Origin of the sequence: Streptomyces sp. NBC_01635 (assembly GCF_045209715.1) — a bacterium.
Taxonomy (GTDB): Bacteria; Actinomycetota; Actinomycetes; order Streptomycetales; family Streptomycetaceae; genus Streptomyces; species Streptomyces hirsutus.
Window position 1 is genome coordinate 7,163,458 of the sequence record NZ_CP109277.1, and the last position, 17,480, is coordinate 7,180,937.

The 17,480-nt window shown below is 68.8% G+C and carries 19 protein-coding genes; 9 read left to right on the forward strand and 10 right to left on the reverse strand.

Going from position 1 to position 17,480, the window contains the following annotated elements:
* Positions 1-24 precede the first annotated feature (24 nt).
* The 6 genes from OHB56_RS33255 to OHB56_RS33280 all read right to left on the reverse strand — a co-directional run bounded on the left by OHB56_RS33255 (position 25) and on the right by OHB56_RS33280 (position 7,244).
* Positions 25-435, reverse strand: coding sequence for a hypothetical protein (locus OHB56_RS33255; RefSeq protein WP_406357333.1), 411 nt, complete (start codon positions 433-435; stop codon positions 25-27).
* Positions 436-454: 19 nt separating this feature from the next.
* Positions 455-1,537, reverse strand: a complete 1,083-nt coding sequence (locus tag OHB56_RS33260) for a hypothetical protein (RefSeq protein WP_406357334.1) — start codon at positions 1,535-1,537, stop codon at positions 455-457.
* On the reverse strand, positions 1,534-3,519 hold the full coding sequence (locus OHB56_RS33265) for a hypothetical protein (protein ID WP_406357336.1): 1,986 nt from the start codon (positions 3,517-3,519) through the stop codon (positions 1,534-1,536). Before OHB56_RS33265 ends, OHB56_RS33260 begins: the two co-directional genes overlap by 4 nt.
* Entirely contained in the window at positions 3,516-4,271 is a 756-nt protein-coding gene (locus OHB56_RS33270; protein ID WP_406357337.1) for a toll/interleukin-1 receptor domain-containing protein, read from the reverse strand. Before OHB56_RS33270 ends, OHB56_RS33265 begins: the two co-directional genes overlap by 4 nt.
* Positions 4,272-4,288: 17 nt before the next feature.
* Positions 4,289-5,581 carry a helix-turn-helix domain-containing protein gene (locus OHB56_RS33275; protein WP_406357339.1) on the reverse strand — a complete coding sequence of 431 codons (1,293 nt, stop codon included), beginning with the start codon at positions 5,579-5,581 and terminating at the stop codon, positions 4,289-4,291.
* 439 nt (positions 5,582-6,020) lie between these two features.
* A complete protein-coding gene (locus OHB56_RS33280) occupies positions 6,021-7,244 on the reverse strand; it encodes a VWA domain-containing protein (RefSeq protein WP_406357341.1) in 1,224 nt (407 codons plus the stop codon).
* A 442-nt stretch (positions 7,245-7,686) separates the two neighbouring features.
* Here OHB56_RS33280 and OHB56_RS33285 point away from each other — a divergent pair, with 442 nt between their 5' ends.
* The 6 genes from OHB56_RS33285 to OHB56_RS33310 all read left to right on the forward strand — a co-directional run bounded on the left by OHB56_RS33285 (position 7,687) and on the right by OHB56_RS33310 (position 12,048).
* Positions 7,687-9,195 carry an ISL3 family transposase gene (locus OHB56_RS33285; RefSeq protein WP_406359265.1) on the forward strand — a complete coding sequence of 503 codons (1,509 nt, stop codon included), beginning with the start codon at positions 7,687-7,689 and terminating at the stop codon, positions 9,193-9,195.
* Between the two features lie 169 nt (positions 9,196-9,364).
* A complete protein-coding gene (locus OHB56_RS33290) occupies positions 9,365-9,571 on the forward strand; it encodes a hypothetical protein (protein ID WP_406357342.1) in 207 nt (68 codons plus the stop codon).
* 258 nt (positions 9,572-9,829) lie between these two features.
* Positions 9,830-10,183 carry a DUF317 domain-containing protein gene (locus OHB56_RS33295; RefSeq protein ID WP_055596696.1) on the forward strand — a complete coding sequence of 118 codons (354 nt, stop codon included), beginning with the start codon at positions 9,830-9,832 and terminating at the stop codon, positions 10,181-10,183.
* A gap of 105 nt (positions 10,184-10,288) precedes the next feature.
* Positions 10,289-10,579, forward strand: coding sequence for a hypothetical protein (locus OHB56_RS33300; protein WP_406357344.1), 291 nt, complete (start codon positions 10,289-10,291; stop codon positions 10,577-10,579).
* 15 nt (positions 10,580-10,594) lie between these two features.
* Positions 10,595-11,416 (forward strand): DUF317 domain-containing protein, encoded by an 822-nt coding sequence (locus OHB56_RS33305; protein ID WP_406357346.1) that lies wholly within the window; start codon positions 10,595-10,597, stop codon positions 11,414-11,416.
* Positions 11,417-11,700: 284 nt separating this feature from the next.
* On the forward strand, positions 11,701-12,048 hold the full coding sequence (locus tag OHB56_RS33310; RefSeq protein ID WP_406359266.1) for a GFA family protein: 348 nt from the start codon (positions 11,701-11,703) through the stop codon (positions 12,046-12,048).
* Positions 12,049-12,148: 100 nt separating this feature from the next.
* Here the strand turns inward: OHB56_RS33310 and OHB56_RS33315 are convergent, their stop codons facing one another.
* Positions 12,149-12,844, reverse strand: coding sequence for a hypothetical protein (locus tag OHB56_RS33315; protein ID WP_406357348.1), 696 nt, complete (start codon positions 12,842-12,844; stop codon positions 12,149-12,151).
* A 77-nt stretch (positions 12,845-12,921) separates the two neighbouring features.
* The gene (locus OHB56_RS33320; RefSeq protein ID WP_406357350.1) at positions 12,922-13,365 is read right to left on the reverse strand and encodes a hypothetical protein; all 444 of its coding nucleotides are present in this window, start codon (positions 13,363-13,365) and stop codon (positions 12,922-12,924) included.
* A 196-nt stretch (positions 13,366-13,561) separates the two neighbouring features.
* Here OHB56_RS33320 and OHB56_RS33325 point away from each other — a divergent pair, with 196 nt between their 5' ends.
* Positions 13,562-14,587, forward strand: coding sequence for a DUF6615 family protein (locus OHB56_RS33325; RefSeq protein WP_406357352.1), 1,026 nt, complete (start codon positions 13,562-13,564; stop codon positions 14,585-14,587).
* A gap of 46 nt (positions 14,588-14,633) precedes the next feature.
* Here OHB56_RS33325 and OHB56_RS33330 read toward each other — a convergent pair whose 3' ends face one another.
* The gene (locus tag OHB56_RS33330; protein ID WP_406357354.1) at positions 14,634-16,370 is read right to left on the reverse strand and encodes a relaxase/mobilization nuclease domain-containing protein; all 1,737 of its coding nucleotides are present in this window, start codon (positions 16,368-16,370) and stop codon (positions 14,634-14,636) included.
* A gap of 113 nt (positions 16,371-16,483) precedes the next feature.
* Between OHB56_RS33330 and OHB56_RS33335 the strand changes: the two genes are divergently transcribed.
* Together OHB56_RS33335 and OHB56_RS33340 are read left to right on the forward strand one after the other, a co-directional pair.
* Positions 16,484-16,636, forward strand: coding sequence for a hypothetical protein (locus tag OHB56_RS33335; RefSeq protein WP_406357356.1), 153 nt, complete (start codon positions 16,484-16,486; stop codon positions 16,634-16,636).
* Positions 16,630-16,932: a hypothetical protein gene (locus OHB56_RS33340; RefSeq protein ID WP_406357358.1), complete on the forward strand. Its 303-nt coding sequence runs from the start codon at positions 16,630-16,632 to the stop codon at positions 16,930-16,932. The genes OHB56_RS33335 and OHB56_RS33340 overlap by 7 nt, the downstream gene beginning before the upstream one ends.
* A 9-nt stretch (positions 16,933-16,941) precedes the next feature.
* On the opposite strand, the gene mobC is transcribed toward OHB56_RS33340, so the two are convergent.
* The gene (gene mobC, locus OHB56_RS33345) at positions 16,942-17,412 is read right to left on the reverse strand and encodes a plasmid mobilization relaxosome protein MobC (protein ID WP_406357360.1); all 471 of its coding nucleotides are present in this window, start codon (positions 17,410-17,412) and stop codon (positions 16,942-16,944) included.
* Between the last annotated feature and the right edge of the window lie 68 nt (positions 17,413-17,480).

A 17,480-nucleotide genomic window follows, 5' to 3' on the forward strand; every position in this document is an offset into this window, starting at 1 on the left:
GGTGTCCAACATCAAGGGGAAGCTTCAGAGTCCGGCAATCCGACCCGATTGGATGACAGGACCATGCTGGACTCCGCCACTGATGTCGTTGCGCACGGTGCTCGGTTGCGGATCTGAGTTGTCCGCGATCCGCTGCAAGGAGGTGAGCAGGTCGCGCAGGTCGTCGCCAGTGGCAGAGCCTGCCTGCAGAAGGCGTTGCAGGCAGGCGTGCCACTGTTCCGTGATGTCACAGGCGGTTTGCGTGTCCTCTGCCGCCTCGGCGGCGAGCAGCTGGGTCCGGGCGGTGTCCAGGTCGGTGATCGCGGTGCCGTCTGCGCCGCTGCGTGAGAAGAATCGTCCGACGAGGTCATGGGCGTGTGTCCAGGAGTCGGTGACCATGAGCGAGACCAGGGTGGTTGCTCCGGATGCGGCGAGGGCGGCCAGCTCACTGTCCATTGTTCTTCTCCTCAGAAAGTTAGATCGCGGGCGTCTCATTGGTCGTATCGTCTGCGGAAGCCGGCGGCTCACCGTCATCCGGTGTGAAACTCGCCGGCGGGTCGAACCTGCGCAGTAGGTCCTCGGCTGTCTCGTGCTGGTCCTGTGTCCTGATGACGTCAGCGATCTGTTTGGCCAGCATCGTCCGCCGGACGTCTCCGTCCGTGAACCCCATGCTGTTGAGGAAGGTCTCGAAGTGGTCTGCGGCCGTCGGCTGTGGTTCGAAGGGAGCGGGTTGCCCCTGCAGGAGATCCGGGCCAGGGCGCTCGCCGTGCGGTCGGGGTATGAGATCACGCAGACGTTCGGGCACGTCGGTGTCGTTGGCGGCGGAGGTGAGCTGGGCCAGCAGACCGATGTCCGCCACGGTCTTTTCCACATGGTCGTCGTTCTTGGCGAGCCACCAGACGACCGCGCTGCCGGTGTCCTTGAGTACGTCTTCGCTCAGGTATTCGCGCTTGCTCTGTTCGTACTTGCGCTGGTGCTCCCAGACCGCCTTGTCCTTGCGCACCTGGGCGAGTCTGTCCAACCGCTCTTGATCGTGTTCGCGCAGGACGAGTGTGATGTCCTCCGCCATGACCTGAAGGCGCCCGGTGGGGTCCGGGCGCATCCTGCTGAGTGCACCGCTCAGTTCGTGCTGGACGAGCGTGGGCCGGCCGGGTTCCCGTTGTTCGGTGATCGCGCGGGCACGGTTCAGGACCGCTTCTACGGCAAGACCCGCTGGGTTGAGGATGGGATCGTCGCCGGGCGCTTCAAGGGGGTACCACCGTACGGTGGCCGAGAACAAGAAGTCGTAATCGGCCCAGTAGCTGGGCAGGGCTACGCGGCTGACGTGGTGTTCCCTGCGTTCGACGGGCGGCGCCGTGCGTTGTTCCTCGACGTCGACGGGCAAGGAGCCACGGCGCGCTGCGGCGATTTTGAAGGCTGCCGCGGGAACTGCGACGAGGAGGACGGTCAGTGTGGGCCATGCGTATGCGGGCCATTTTTGTGTCAGGCCGAGGATGGTCAGCAGCAGGCCGCACAGGATGGTGAGGAAGATGGTCGTCGTCTTGGAGCCGGTCGTCACGGTGTAATCCCCCCAGATGATGCCGTTGGCGGTGGCGCGGCGGGCTGGAGGCCCTGAGCCGCGGAGATTTCCTGCAGCAGCCGGTCCGTGGTTGCGGCAGCCTGAGCGGCCCCGTGAGGAGCTGTGCGCTCGGCGGCGCGGGCGCTTGCGTACAGCGCGGCGAAGGCCGTGCCGCGCTGGTCGTCACACCGGCCGGCCGCTGCGACGAGGAGGTCGAGCAGCAGGTCGCCGCGGTGTCCGGCGTCGGTCGCCGTGTGCAGCCAGCGTTCCGCGTACGGGTGCCACTCCGCATGGGGCAGCTCTTTGAGTACCGCCCGCCAGCCGCTGGTCAAGGACTCGCGTGCACCGTTCTCCTCGATCAAGGCGTGTCCGTTGTCGTGCGGGGCGCTCAGCGGCTCGGGATCGCAGACCGGGAAGAAGATGCGGAGTTCAGCGGGCGAGAGGGGGGAGCGTGCAAGGCGGTCGAGTAGGCGCCGGCGCAACCGGCCGCTCGTTGCCACCAGGTCGCACAGCGCTTGCAGGGCACGGGTGGTGCCCCGCTCACGGCGGGCCAGGTGGTAGAGCCGGAACAGGGCCTGGTCGGGGTGGCTGGCGGCGATGACATCCGCGCAGACCTGGACGAGGACCTGCGCGAACTCCCCCTTGAGCTGCCGATGAGCACACCACTGGTAGATCCATTGGCGAAAACTCCTGCCATGTGCAGGATCGTTGAGGCCGCAGGTGAGCGCGTGCACCGCGGCCTCCAGCCGGGCCCGGCTCGCGGTCGTGGTGCTCCAGTCCTCGGCCAGGGAGGCCAGGTCTTCCCTGCGCCCGGTCCGCAGATACTGCTCGGCCAGCCGTGCCACCAGGCTGGCACGGAGCTCCCGGGTGACGTACGGGTCGCTTGACTCCACGCTGCGCGCGACCCAGGTGCCCCAGGGTTGTCGCAGGTCGGGCATGTGGTCCCAGAAGTGGGCGCAGACCGCGGCGTCGTAGTCCAGCTCCGTGAAGCGTACGTGGCCGTCCGGTCCGGTGCTGGCGGATATCTCCGTCAGCCGCTCGGCGAGGTCTTTGCGCTGGAGCAAGGGTTGTTCATCGGGCGGGGACTTGAGCGTGTGCAGCAGGAGTTGGGCTGCCTGGTGGATGACGTCGGCGTGAGCGCCGTGCAGCATGGCCACGGTGATGAGCAGGGCCCGCTGCGGGCCCTCACGTAGTTTGGCGACGAGCGTGGCGATCTCTGCGCGGCGGTCGTCCCGCGCTTTGCGGGCCGTTGCGCACCACTGCGCGAAACCCTCATCGGTGCTGGCGACTTCGCGGGCCCGCCGCACCAGGTCGGCGAAGTCGGCGATCTCTCGCATCGGCCGGGACTCGGCCAGAAATGCTGTGACGGCCGGGGCGGGCTCGTAGGGCACCCCGTGCATACGGAGGTGTCGCCGGAAGACCTGCAAGCCGTCCGGGGAGTCGATCTTGATGCGGTAGTGCTGCAGGTCGGGGTCGAGGGGATGCCCATAGGGCATGACGACGACCAGGTGCGCGTGCTGTTCGTGTACGGCCTTGCGGAGGGCGGAGAGGTCCGTCCGGGCTGCGGCCCACTGGACGGCGGTGGCCGCCGACAGATCGAGCAGCAGCCGGTCGCCGGTCCCTACCAGAGCCGGGTTGCTGAGGGACAGCTCGTCTTCCTCGTCCGGCAGTAGTTCGTGGAAGACACCGGTGCCCAGGTCGTACTCGCGTAGGAGTACCCGGGCCACCGAGGTGCGGCCGCTGCCCGGAGGGCCGTCCAGGATCACGGTGCCGGTGTCGGTCAGCTTGTGGCGGGCCGCTCCCATGCCGGCCGGGTCGACCAGCACTTTTTTGAGCCAGGCAAGGTGGTCGTCGGCGAGGCGGCGGAAGGTGGGTCTGTCTGGGTCCTGCAGCTGAGTGCCGATGGTGACGTAGAGGTCGCCGCTGCCGGTGTGCATGGGGGCGTGTGGGTTTTCGACCCGCGTGCTGATGTGCTCGCTCACCGGTCGTCGTCCTCGCGTCGGTCCGGCCTGCCGAACCGGTGCCGGATGTCGCCGTGATGGTCGCCCTCGAAGTACGTCATCCCGTTGCCGGAGAAGTGCCGGCCGCCCGACACGTGACGTGAGTTTTGGTAGATGTTGCCCTGGCCCGTGTGCACAGGCCCGTGGGAGTCCTTGATGACGGTGCCGCCGACGTCTCCGGTGAAGTCCCGGCTCTGTACGGCCGTCCCGCTCACGTCCCTGATCGAGTTCCTCACCGCGGCGGGGGCGGGCGACGAAGCAGCATCCCGGTCCAGGTCGTGCAGCCCGGAAACTAGCTCGGCCACCAGGTCGCCGAGGCGTTTCAGGCCCGTCTCGGTGTCGTGCGTATCGAACGGTATGGACTGGAGGTCGGCCAGCTGCGCCAGCTCGTCCGGCAGGTCCGCCTTGTTCAGCCGGTCCGTCTTCCGGCCGTCCAGCACGGGAACAATCGGTATGCCACAGGCGAACGCCTCCAGGATCTCCTTGCGTACCCAGTCCTCTGGGTCGCGCAGCCGGGCCTGGAAGTTCGTCCAGTCCGGCCCGATGACAGCCAGCAGCACGGAGCTGCGCCGCACACCGGTCAGCAGGGCGTCGGGGTAGGCGTGGCCAGGGGCGATGGACTTTGAGGCGCGGAAGATGCGCTTTCGGCCGAAGCGGCGCGACAGCTCCTGGTCGATCAGAGCGGCGGTCTTGTCGCCGTCCCCGGTGCGGTAGTTGATGAATACATCGGTCATGACCAGGCCTTTCTTCTTCAGGACGTCGGGAAGCGCGTTAACGTGCCAAGCTGTGGGGCCAGTTGGCGTACTGAGGCGTGATCGGAGTGGCGGGCCAGGACGCGGGCGAGTCGCCGGAGATCGATCGTGACGGTCGCGGACCGGACCGCCGCCGCTCCGTCGAGGAGCGGCGCGGTCAGCGCACAGGCCTGGTCGATCTGGCCGTCCGACGCATGAGCGAGTGCGCGGCGTACGCCGTAGCGCACCTGCGTGCGTACCGCCTCGGGCGAGACCCGTGCCAGTTGCCGGTCCAGTTCCTTCGCCGCCTCCCGTGGTCGGCCGAGGTCGAGCAGGCACCAGCCGGTGACCATGCCGACCGAGTCGGGCAGGTGCATGCTGCCGATCACCGGTGCGTCGGCATCGCCGTCCTGGCGGGCCAGCAGTGCCCGGGCCCGGTCCAGGGCACGCAGGCATGCGTCGCGGTCGCCCGCGAGTGCGTGCCCCTGTGCCTCACGCTGTGCGGCCAGCCCGCGGATCCGCGGCGGGAGCGTGCCGCTCTGCGCGCGTTGCGCCAGGGCGACGGTCTGTTCCGCGTCGTCCTGGTACAGCGTGACCAGCGCCCGGCGGACCAGCGCATACCCGGCCAGTGCCCGGTCACCACCGGCGGCCGCGAGATCCACCGCGCGCTGCGTCCACCACAGCGCCGCCTGTTCGTCTCCGGTCTCCTGCATCAGCCAGCCGACGTACTCGGCGTACCGGGCGCCGAGCGCCAGCAGCTCCTGACGGGTATGGGAGTCGGTGTGCGCGGACAGCTCCCGCAGCGTGTGCGTCTGCGCGATCAAGCCCGGCAGCAGGAAGCCGGGCTCGACGCTCTGGCCGAGCCGCCGGTAGTGCGTGAACAGGGAGCGGGACGCTTCCAGCATGCCTCCCCCGGCAGCCGAGGAGACGGCTCCCTGACCCCCCGTGCTCCACCTCATCAGCGATGCGGCGCCGGCGCCTACGACCTGCCGCCGGCCCACGGGCTGGAACCAGCTCGGGCCGTCCGGTGACAACTGCATCATCCACTCCTCCTCGTCGATCCCGCCCGGCACCGGCCCGTCCGGCGCGTCAGCGGCGGGCGGGGCGACCAGGGCGATGAGTGCTCCGTCGGCCCGCAGGGCGGCGTCGCACAGTCGGGCAAGATCGCGGCTGGGCGCCTTGAGGCCCCGTTCGACCTTGCTCAGCTGCGCCTTGCTGTAGTGCACGGCGGCAGACAGTGCGGTGAGACTGAGACCAGCCTCCAACCGCCGCCTTCTCAGCTCCTCGCCGAACACGGTGGACGGCTGCGGCACGGAAACCTCCATAACCATCCATCCAGGTGGACGGGGTTGCCACACGAAAGACTGCGACAACCCCGGCCGGACGGACAAGACGAGCAGTGCTGTTTCCCGTTTCCTTCCCACGGACCGCCGCTCTGCTGCAGCGGCTGCCGCGAGATGTGCTGCGCAGGCTGCGGCTGCCGGTGCGGCCGGACGCGGAGACGGCCAGCATCTGCGGGGGCGGTCGTTCGCGAATGCTTCCGCTTTTCCTGCATCCACGCATTCGCCCCGGACCGCCAGGCGTTCGCCAGCGGCACACGTGGTCGATATCTGCGGCCTCACCGCCGGGAGCGGCTGCGGATGCAGAGGCGGCGAGCGACGCCTCAGCCTTGGACGACGCCTGGGCCGAGCAGATCATCGTTGCGCGCTGGCGGGGGCGGTGACGCTGCCATCCCGGCGCCGCGGCGTGGCATCACGACCGCATCCAGGTGGCGAAGGCATCGATGAGACCGGTGTAGAACTGCTCGCCTGGCACAGATCCGGGGTTCTTGCTGACGTCGTAGAAGGCGACGTTGGTGAAGGTGGCTGACGCGGAGGCGTTGAGGTTCTTGTAGAAGGCGAGCTTGCCGCGGCCGAATCCGACGAACAGCCAGAACACGCCGAGGGAGGCGGTGTTCTGCAGGAGGGAGCGGACTTCGGCTTTGTCCCAGGGCTCGTCACCGACCTGGGTCACGATGAAAGCCGGGTCAGTGGCACCTGATTCCTGGTAGTGGCCGACGGCGCGGCGCATCGCGTCGGCGACGTTGCCCCAGCCCCAGTCGACCTGGGTGTGCAGCTGCCCGATGCGGCCGCGGTAGTTGTCCAGACGGATCTCTTCCAGGAACGGCTCGTTGCCGCTGGAGAAGACCAGGGGCACGGTGCCGTCATCATCAAGGTTGGCCGACAGGGCCAGGACTCTTTCGGCGAAGGACTGGACCGCGAACGACTCGTACAGCTCCTCCATGTGCCAGTCATGGTCCAGGATCAGGTACACCGCAGCCCGTCGGCCGGAGATCCCTCGGCCCACGAGAGCCTGGCCGGCCTGTCGTGCGGGAGCCAGCAGGCCCGGGGCCTGCCGCTCCACCTTCGTCAGATCCACCACCGACCGCCCAGGACCATTACGCGTCTGTGCCGGTAGCGGTGCTGGGGGCACGGCAGCCGGTTCGGGGTCGACCTCGACGCCGTAGTCGGTGGCCAAGCCGGCCAGGCCGGAGGCGTATCCCTGTCCCACGGCGCGGACCTTCCAGCCCTCGCCGCGCCGGTACAGCTCCGCCAGGACCACGACCGTCTCCCCCGAAGCAAAGTCCGGTGCGGTGAACGACAATGGCGACGCGCTGTTCTGGCTGACCGTCAACTTGGGTGCACGAGCGAAGACTGCACCCGGCTGCAGCGGATCGACGCTAGCTACGACCACTACTCGGTCCACGCCCGCCGGCACGCGCACCAGATCGGCGGTGACCGCCGAGCCGGAGATCGTCACGCCGTCCTGGGTCGGATGGTTGTAGAAGACGAGGTCGTTGTCACCACGGACCTTGCCGTCCGGTCCGAGCAGCAACGCGGACACGTCCACCGCAGGGCCTTGCACTGCTACCGACAGGACCACCGGCGCCGCCAGCAGTGCCGTGTTCTCGCCCTTGCGCAGCGATGTCGTCTGCATTCCGCCTCCTTGATCGCCGAAGTAGGAAACGGTAGACCGCTCAGCACGAGTTGTGACCGCTTTTGGGCAGAAAACCTACCGCTGGTCCCGACCGCGCTTGCCTGACCGGCGGCGAAGACCAGGCGTGCCGGGCTGTGCGCCGCCGTAACCGCTGCCAGCCGGCTGTCTCTCTGCGGCGAGGCCTCACGGGGTGCATCACGACAAGGCGTGGAGGGTCCAGTGCAGGTCTTCCGAATCCGGGCAGACCTGCCAGGATTTCAGCAGCCCCGTTGCTGCCAGCTGGTCCAAGGTGCCGGTCAGTACAGCAGGCGGGATACCGCAGGCGCGTGCCATCTGGTGGGGGAGTGTCATGAATCAGGCTCTGTCCCGTAATCGGTGGTGACGAAGGGTGACGGCCGTCGTTGTTTCTGGTGTGCGTAATGTCAACGAGCTTGTGAGTGTGGTGTTTTCGGGGCTGTCAGCCCTCGCCATCGAGGGTGTACAGGACGAGGGCGAGGTCATCCGGGTGTCTGCGCGGACCCGGGACGATCCGGTGCCGTGCCCGGCATGCGGGGCGCCGACGGCCAAGGTGCACGGCCTGTACGGCCGGACGCTCGTGGACGTGCCGGTGGACGGGCGGCGGGTCGTGGTGTCGGTGCGGGTTCGGTGTCTGGTCTGCCCGGTGCCGGGATGTCCGCGGCAGACCTTCCGCGAACAGGTGCCGGGCCTGGTGGAGCGCTACCAGCGCCGTACCCCACGCCTGGCCCGCCGACTCGGCTTCGTGGTCAAGGAGTCAGTGGGCCGGGCGGGCGCCCGCCTGTCCCGTGCCTGGGGCTGCGGCATCTCTCCTTCGACGGCTCTGCGCCTGCTCACGCGCCTGCGGACACCACCGCCACGTGTGCCGCGGGTGATCGGCGTCGACGACTTCGCCCTCAAGCGCCGGCACCGCTACGCCACCGTGATCATCGACGCCGAGACCGGCGAGCGGATCGACGTCCTGCCCGACCGCACCGCCCCGACCCTGGTCACCTGGCTGCGCGAGCATCCCGGGGTCGAGTACGTGTGCCGGGACGGCTCCGCCACCTACGCCGAGGCGATCCGCCAGGCTCTGCCCGAAGCGGTGCAGGTCAGCGACCGGTGGCACCTCTGGTCCAACCTGTGCGGCAAGGTCCTGGCCGAAGTCCGCTCCCACGCGGCCTGCTGGGCAACCGCCGTGAACCCCGCCCGGCCCGGAGGCGTACGCGAACAGACCACCCGCGAGCGGTGGCAGCGCGTCCACGACCTGCTCGGCCAAGGCGTCGGCCTCCTCGAATGCGCACGCCGCCTCGATGTCGCCCTGAACACCGTCAAGCGGTACTCCCGCATGAAGGAGCCCACCGCCGAGCGCCGCGCACCCCGCTACAAGCCCACGCTCGTCGACCCCTACCGCGACCACCTGCGCACCCGCCGCACCGCGGACCCGGCCGTCCCCGTCCTCCAGCTCTTCCGGGAGATCAAGGAGTTGGGCTACACCGGCAGCCTCAACCTGCTCTACCGCTACATCACCCAGGGCCGCGCCGAGGGCGACAAGCCGGTCACCACCCCGCAGCGCTTCGCCCGTCTCCTGCTCACCCGCCCGGAGAACCTGCGCGACAAGGACACCGCGCTACTACGAGAACTCACCGGAACCTGCCCCGAAATGACCGAACTCGCCTCTCTCGCCGGCACGTTCGCCCAGCTACTGGCCCCGGCGGAGGGCAACGACGCCAAGCTCACCAATTGGATCACCACGGTTCGCACCGCTGACCTGCCCCACCTGCACTCCTTCGCGAACGGCCTCGAGCTCGACCGCGCCGCCGTCGACGCCGGCCTCACCCTCCCGTACCACAACGGCCGCACCGAGGGCGTCAACACACGAACCAAACGGATCATGAGGCAGATGCATGGCCGAGCCGGGTTCCCCCTGCTCCGCCACCGCATCCTCCTCCAGTGATCACTACACAGCGCTACCACCGATTACGGGACAGAGCCTAATTCCTGATAGACCCATGGAGGAGGGGTACGCGTCAGGCACTCCCAGCGATGTGTCAGGCGAGCCGGAGTGAGAGGGGCTGACGGAAGATGAGTACGCGGCGGCCGTCGGGGACGTACTGAAGGGTCACGTGGACGACATCATGGCCGACGCCGCCGACGAGGCCATGTACGACGAGGTGTGGGACACGTTGGACGTGGAGAACCAGCAGATGCTGTGTGACACGATGACCGACTCCAGTTCGGAGACGGTGGGCGCGCTGCTGGACTCAATGTTGGATGACTCGTCGATAGCTGCGGATGCTATGGCGCAGTACTACTACGACGAAAAGTGCTGACGTGACGTGAGGCGGCCCCATCTGGGAGTTCCGGACGGGGCCGTCGTCATGAAACTCAAACACCGCTGATAGGCCATCAGCGTCAGCGGGACCTTGTGAACCGTTCCGGGTCCGCTGAGTAAACGCCTCGATTGGATGAGAGCGGTCAGTTCGCCGGGGGCAGACAGGAAAGATCTTCGAAAGACTGGCCAACGCGAGCAGGGGCATGTCAACGTAGACGATCTTGCAGGAAACCCCAGGTCAGAGAGGTGATTGCTCGTGACCGTGGCTCCCCTCGGCCCCGGATTCTCTACCACTGTCGAAGCCCTGCGGCGGCGCGAGTGGCAACTCGGCCCGGGCCAGCCCACGCTCGTCATGGACCAGTTCTCTGCCGAGGACTTCAACCTGATTGTGGACGACCGGGCGGACGTGCACGTCAGCAGCAAGGACGGCCGCTTCTACCTCGGGTGGTTCCCGCTCGGGCGTCCCGGCACCGACGGCGAGGGGTGGAAGATCGCCGTCACCGGCACAGCCAAGGTACGCGGCTACCACATGTCCTTCGATACCGAGACGCCGGCCGATATCGTCGCCGCCGCCGTGGCGCGCGTGCTGGAGACCTCCCGGCGCCCGTAACACCGGAGGCTCGAGCCGGAAGTCCGACACCGGAGGTTACTCTCCGTACCCCGGCGGCATCACAGGCCGCCGCTCACCGCGTTCCCCCGCACAAGGAGACTGTCCGTGACTCAACCGGAGTTGACCGTCGGCGATCTCATCGACCTGTTGTCCGCCTGTGATCGGAGTGCTCCGGTGCGGCAGGCGATGAACCCGTTCTTCCCGATGGCGCACCGCCTCGTGCAGGTCGTCCAGGCTGTGGACGAGACCGGTCGGCCCGTCGTCTACCTCGCTGAAGGGCGGGACGCGGACACGCAGCTCGGTCATCTGCCGCCCGAGGTCGCCGTCGAGCTGGCCTGGCAGGCCCCCGTTCAGGCGCCCCCGCGCCGCCCCCGCCGTACTGCCGGCGGCAAGTAGAACCGCATCTCGCCTTTGGAGGCGCCCCTGCATCCCGAGTCTCCGTTCGACCCGTCCACCCCGAACGGCGCCCAGTCCGCGTACTGGGTCGGCCCCCGTCACCTGGCCGGTGACGACGGACGCCTCTACGACGCCGTCGCCGACACGCTCGCCGGCCTTGGCTGGACGAGCCTGACGATCGTCCACGGACGGCAGGAGCCGGACGAGGCGCCGCAGGACCGCCAGGTCCTGCGCAGCACCGTCCTGCACATCAGCCCCGACACCCTCCGCTGGGCCCAATGGGTGCTGGCGGACGAGCCGTTCCAGCTGGGGGAGCTGCCGATCGCCTGGCAGGTCTCCGCACGCGCGGACACGAGCAGCCCGCTTGCGCAGTGGTCCGCCTACTTCACCCCCGACGTCCCGGGGGAGGTCCTCGTCGACTTCCTCCTCGCGCTCGACGCCCGCGATCAGCCCGGTACCCCGTTGGGCGGCCCCGAGCTGGTCCTCGACGCGGTTACCGCGCACGGCTGGTTCCGCGACATCGACCAGCCCCACGCGGGAGCGATGGACCCGACCTTCACCTCGCACATCAGCCTCGGCGAGGTGCCACCCCTCATCCAGGACGCCGACCCGCGCGCCCTGACGGCTGAGACCGATGAGGTGGGACCGGGCGGGTGGCAGGCGTGGGCCGAACCAGCGCTGGGTTCACCATGTCTATGGGCAGCGTCCTTCGGTGCCGGCGTGCCGCACGACCTTGTCGCGTGCTTCGCCAACGCGCTCAGCTCCACCGCGCCGGTCCTGCGCCGGGTGCTGCCCGAGAGCACGCGGGAGCGGCTCCTGCGCGCTCCGGCCGACTGAGGGTCGAGGCCGGCCACTCCGTCCACCCGCCACACGTGAAGCTCGGCCAGCCCGATCCGGGGCGGCCGAGCTTCACGCGTTCTGGGCTGCTGTTCACCGTGAGAGGTGAACGTGCCTCTCCACACGGGGCGCGGAACCCCGAACACCAGCGTGGGCTGCTCCGGGGGCAGCACACTGGCACCGCAAATGCACGTCGCGTCGAAGGAGATGTCGCAGTGACCGAATCGACCACCGCACCTGATCTGCGGACGGGCCGTTGCCAGTGCGGTGATATCGCGTACGAGGTGGCAGGCGTTCCGGACGATCCGCACCTGTGTTCCTGTGGCCATTGCACTCTGTTGTCCGGTTCACCGGCGATGGCGTGGGTCGGGTTCCGTCGGGAGACGCTGATCTGGACCGGCCGCGGCGGGGAGCCGACGTGGTACTCGACCTGGTCGACCCTGCGCCGCGGCCACTGCGCGCGCTGCGGCACCCACCTCGTCTCCGTAGCCGACGGCTCGGACATGGTCATGGTGACGACGTTCAGCCTCACCGGGCAGAGCGGCAGCTTGGAGCCCCTGGGGCACAGCTTCCGTCAGTGCGCCGGGCCGTGGATGTCCGTCACCCTCGCTCCCGACCCGCTCCGTTCGTAGCAGCACCGGACCGGGCGCCGTGGAGCATCGCAGGGACCACCTGCGCCGGCGCTCCCGACCGTAACGGTCGGGAGCGCCGGTATCGTCATGTGGCTGGCTGTCAGCGGGTTGCTGTGGCCTTGGCGAGGGTCTTGTCGAGGTGCCGGTCCACCAGGGCCGGCGAACCGGAGATGATCAGCAGCATGCTGCCGTTGCGGACCGCGGTCTGCTTCACCACGGTGTCGTGCCCGCCTGCGGAGAAGGTCAGCAGCTGGCTCCATTGCTCGTCACCGAGCTGGGGCGTGGTCATCTTCTGCGTGGCCATGCCGATCGCCGTGCCGCCGACGAGGACCTGGTACTCCGGGCACCCGGTCATGGCGTCGAAGATCTGGCCGGTGCCGTCGGACAGCTTGCTGGCGGTGTCGCTGTACAGCTCCTCGGAGACCTCGGAGTTGCTGCCGCCATTGTAGGTGAAGGTGGCCTTTGCTTGGCGGGGGAAGTCGAGCGAGTCTCCCGTGGCCGCGGCGCCGCCGAGGTCGTTGAGGGCGGGGCAGCCGAGGACGGTGACGTCGTCGTGCTGGGCGGGGCGTTCGGGCTTGCGGGTGTAGCCGCTGCCGAGGTCGCTCACGTCGAGCAGGCGTTTCTCCAGCGCGGTCGAAGAAAGCGGAGCATCGTTCTGGTCGGCGGTGGCCGGCTTCTCGCTGTGCGGGGAGGACGTGGAGGCGGGCTTCGCTTCGGTGGTGTCGGTGGAGCAGGCGGGCAGGGCGAGGACGGTGATGGCGGTGAGGCTGAGGGCAGTGGCGACGCGAACGCGCATGGTGGAACTGACCCCTTGATGCTGGGCGACGGGTGGTCAGTACGGGCCCGTGGGCCCTGGGGTCGTAGAAGTGGGGGTCAGTGGCCGAGGTGGCGCAGGCAGTCCTCGAACGTGGCGTGGGTCGCGTCCGCAGGGCCGGTGTGCCGGTTGTACCAGGCGGTGTCGAGGCGCGTCTCCTGCTGCTGGTGGCCGGCCCGGCAGCGCAACCAGATCTGGTCCCGGGTGGAGAGGATGAGCCAGTCCCGGTACGCGCCGCACTTGGTACAGGCGACCATTTCGCCGTCGAGGACGACGGGCTGCTTCCAGGACGTCATCCGGCCGTCGAGCTGGTCGTGGCTGGGCACCCGCAGCTCCGGCGGAAGGAAGTCGTCCACCACGGTGGCCGGCTCGGCACGATCCAGTCCGGCCCGCACCCGCTCGACCTCCGGAGGCACCTGGCCCTCCAGCTGCGCCGACAGCTCGAAGAACCGGCGCTGCTCCTCACTGGGCTCTGCAGCCCTGCGGCGTATGCGGTGAAACACCCTGATGTCTCCTTCGTCTCGTCCTGCACGCGTCATGATCGTCTCCCGCGTCACGGGCAGCTTCAATTCACAAAGTTCACAGTCACGCTCAACGAGGATGGAAGATGGTCCCGCGCACGCCGCACCGAGCCTTCACGCCCCGCTCCGCGGCCATTTCGTACGCCCCATGTCGGTGGCCTTTGGTTAGCTGATGCCCATGATCGGACGCGCATTTTCTCTGCCGAGCACCGACCCCCAGGCGGTTCAGGAGCCCTCGCTGTGCGAGGTGCTGCTGTGGATAGCCGGCGACACGTTCCACTGGCTGCACAACGGCCATCACCGCTATCCCCCTGCACCCGGTGAGGAGAGCTTCACCGACATGAACATCCGGCACCTGCGTCAGTTCGTCGGAGACCGGGTCAAGGTGTTCCAGTTCACCAAGGGTCAGGAGGGTCAGAACGGCGCCGACTGGGAGATGTGGATTCACAACCGCACTTACGGAGTCGGTCTGCGGATTCAGGCCAAGAAGGCGTCGAAGCGGAAGGAGTACCCCTTCGATCACACGGTCGGGAAACAGAATGCGTACCAGTGCGACCTGCTCGTTCAGCACGCACTGGCCGTCGGGTGCGTGCCCGTCTACTTGCTGTACAACCACTTGGATTGGGAAGTCAGGGGCGAGGAGGAAGCGGTTCGGGCAGGACTTCTGTGCGGTCACGTCGCCGGTGACGGGTCACACCATGGATGCACGCTGTTGTCGGCGTTTCGCGTGCAGAGCGAGGTCGGCGGGAGGGCAGGGGGGCGCAATGTGCGTCACAAAGTTCTGCGAGAGGAATCGCTGCCCTGGAACAGGGTGCTGTGCGACCACCGCAGTTCCGCCAACGCGTCGTCCTCCCGTTCCAGCAGCAAGATCCTTAGCGAAGTGTTCACTGCCGTCAAAGGGCTGACGCTCGTGGGCATGGGCCTGTCACCGACGTACTCGTCGGTACCAACTCCCAGCGACGGCACCCAGGGGGATGCTGCGGATGCCTGCACCCTGGACGGCGAAGGTGACGATGATATTCCCGCCGTCCTGCGTGGAGGCCCTCACCGGTTGCCGCCCCATGTGCTCCGGCTCCTCGACGCCCATGAGGCGGAACCGCCGGCCCCGCCGGTGCCCACTGTGGCGACCGTGCTGGTGGATGTCAGCGACCACCGAGCGCTGACGCCCCCCAACTGGTTCGAGGGGTGTGTCCGCTACCGGTAGCTGTACAGCGCAGTATCCATCTCGCCAGCCAGTCTGGAGAGCGCGCTCATCGTGTGTTGCCTGCCGCCTCTTCGCCGCGGAACCGGTTAGGCGACTTGGGACGGGACGCTGCAGGGCGCATGGCGGACGGGCGCTTCACTGTGCCGTGCTCGAATGCTCCAGAGGTGTCGGCAGGCAGATCGGCTAGACGCCGCAGCCGCCACACCAGCACGTCGCTTATAGAGCCCGAGGTGTCGAGTTCGCGGCGCTCTACGGCGTCGGACAGAAGGATGGCCGGGTCGTGGCCTGCTGCTTCGACGTCTGCGAGGGTGGCGGCGAGCGCCCACCAGCCGGGCTCGGCGAGGATCTGCTCGGCCAGCTCCGGCACCGCTTCGCGCAGCACCGACGTCTGCCGCTGGACCATAGGGCGGCCCAGGCGCCGACCGCGCTGGTAGAGCGCGCCGAGGGGGTGTGCAGCGGCTACTTGGTAGGCGGAGCGCAGGTGTTCGGCGGCCTGGCGGGCGGCGGCGGCCTGCTGCGCGTGCCCTTTCCTCGCGTGCCAGTGGACGGCGGCGGTGATCAGGAAGAACAGCATGTCGATCGCCATCGCGGTCGTCGCGCCGTCTTCGCCCCGCCCGAGGACCGGGCCACTGTGGACGAGTTCGCGGGCGGCCTGCCGCAGTGCCCGGCCGTGTCTGCGCTCGGCCCGGACGTGGGAGCGGGAGGCACGTTCGAAGGCGAAGGCAGCGTCGCGCAGTTCGCGCCGGGTGTGGGCGGCGGAGGTCGCCGAGAGGGCGTCCAGGACCTCCCCGACTGCCGCGATGTACGCGGCGGCGACCGCATCGTCGCCGTGTTCGACGATCGTGATCGCGGTCCAGGCGGCTGATGCGGTCCGCCGGCGGGCGGCGGACGGGCTGTCCGGTGCTGTGCCGACGGGAACGTTTATCGAAGTGTCCTGGCCGCGGATACCGGTGGCCCAGCGCTCCCGGACTCGGGGCAGCGACAGGTCCGGGGCGAGGCGTGCGCCGGGGTAGAACACCGGCTCGTTGTCCTTGTTGCGGTCGTCGGGCAGGGCCACCTTGTAGCCGAGCAGGTCGCCGGAGGGGGCGACGCGCTTGCGGATCAGGAGACCGGCGGCGGCCAGCCGGTCGAAGAACTCGGTCTCACTCGTGGCGCCGGCCACCGCGCGGCGTACGGTCTCGCGCAGTTCCTCCCGCGCGGTGCGCTCGCGGCCCTGGCGTTCGGCCTTGTGGCGTTCGGCGCTGGTGGGGCGCTTCGCGGCGGTGCCGTCGCCTTTGTTGAGGCGGCGCAGGCCCAGCTCCGCTTCGAGGGCGCGGGCCTGGGCTTGGACGCGGGCGGCATCGTGGTCGAGGTCGGGCTTATAGCCGTCTTCGCGGACGAGGGTGGCGACGATATGGATGTGATCGTCGGCGTGCCGGACGGCCGCCCACCGGCACCCGGCATCCTGCTCGGGGTCATCGATGCCGGCGGCGGCGACCATGCGGCGGGCGATGTCACCCCATTCCTCGTCCGTCAGGATCCGGTCCTCGGCACCGTTGCGGACGGACAGGTGCCACACATGCTTCTTCGGCCGTTGCGCCCGGTCGATGTTCTCGACGGGCTGGTCCAGGAGCTGCTGGAGCTGCTGGAGGGTCGCGGCGGCGTCGCGGCCGGGGTCGGGAGCGTTGTGGTCCCAGGAGGCGACCAGGTGCGGGTCGGTGTGTTCCTCGAACTTGCCCGGCCCGTACAGGTAGTACAGGAGGCCGATGGTGCGCTGCCCGCGCTTCTGGATCCGGGGAATCATGGTGCTGTCCTCGACCGATTGATCAACTGGGATGGTCAGCGGGAAGGGTGCGTTCCAGGTCCGCGTGGTGGGAACCTGTCACGGGTGAACTGGGCAGCGCCGCTTGCTGACTGGTGGGAGTTCTGCTCGGTGCCGGCGCGATGGCGCTGGCCGGTCGGCGGCGGTGGCGCCGGGAGTCGGTCGCGCGTCTGCTGGAGCTGCGTACGGCGCTGTATGCCGAGTACCTGGTCGCGATGGAGGAGACGGGGGCCTCCTCCGCGTGCTGAGCACCACGGCGGCCCAGGAACGCGCAGGAGCCGTCGCGGCCTTTGCCGGCTGCAACCTCGGCGGAACCCGGCAGTGGATCCATGTCCTGGCCTCGACGGATGTGGTCCAGGCTGCTGGCGCAGTCTTCTACGGTCTGCGCCGTGCGCGCGACTGCGTGGCCACCGCGGACCAGCGGGACCTCCAGGGCCTGCGTGCCGTGAAGGACGAAGCCGGGACGTTGCGCCACCGGGTCCGGGAGGTCGTGCGACGCGACGTCCGCGACCTGCTGGCCGGCAGTGCCTCGGGGTCGGCGTGAGCTGCGCGATCACCTCTGTTCCAGCAGGCGGTCGGTGGCCGCCTGCACGCGGGTTACGGCGCGCTGGACCGCGGTGATGACCGCGTCGATCTCCGTCGGCCAGCCACCGGAGTTGATGGCACGGGCTACCTGGTTGAGGTTGTTGCCGACCTGCCCGAGGTGACGGCGGGCGGCGAACAGTTCGGCGACCAGCTCGCGATGGCCGGCGATGGCGGCGGCGGTGTTGTCGAGGTCGTGTGCGGCGGCGAGGCCGCTGTGAGCAAGGAAGGCCGGCAGGCTCGTACGGGTCGCGCTTGCGGCGGCGGCGAGCAGGCTCTTCTCGTCGCCGTTCAGGCGGACGCTGCACACGTAATCACGTTTGTGTGCAGGCGGCTTCGGCGAGCGCTTGCGTGAGGTCTTCTTAGCGTCGCGGTGCTTGCGTGGCGACGGCTTCCCCTCCGGCTGCGATCCGCCCTCGGTCGCTGCCTCGCGGACCAGCACCTCCCGGTGCTGGTCCGCCCCCGCCACCCCCGGGGCGGGCTCTGGCCAAGACACCTTCCCCGACGGGG

What these genes read in the sequence shown, in the direction of transcription:
- OHB56_RS33255 (WP_406357333.1), bottom strand. Translation starts at nt 435, where the DNA reads ATGGACAGTGAGCTGGCCGCCCTCGCCGCATCCGGAGCAACCACCCTG.
- OHB56_RS33270 (WP_406357337.1), bottom strand. Translation starts at nt 4,271, where the DNA reads ATGACCGATGTATTCATCAACTACCGCACCGGGGACGGCGACAAGACC.
- OHB56_RS33280 (WP_406357341.1), bottom strand. Translation starts at nt 7,244, where the DNA reads ATGCAGACGACATCGCTGCGCAAGGGCGAGAACACGGCACTGCTGGCG.
- OHB56_RS33315 (WP_406357348.1), bottom strand. Translation starts at nt 12,844, where the DNA reads ATGCGCGTTCGCGTCGCCACTGCCCTCAGCCTCACCGCCATCACCGTC.
- OHB56_RS33325 (WP_406357352.1), top strand. Translation starts at nt 13,562, where the DNA reads ATGATCGGACGCGCATTTTCTCTGCCGAGCACCGACCCCCAGGCGGTT.
- OHB56_RS33330 (WP_406357354.1), bottom strand. Translation starts at nt 16,370, where the DNA reads ATGATTCCCCGGATCCAGAAGCGCGGGCAGCGCACCATCGGCCTCCTG.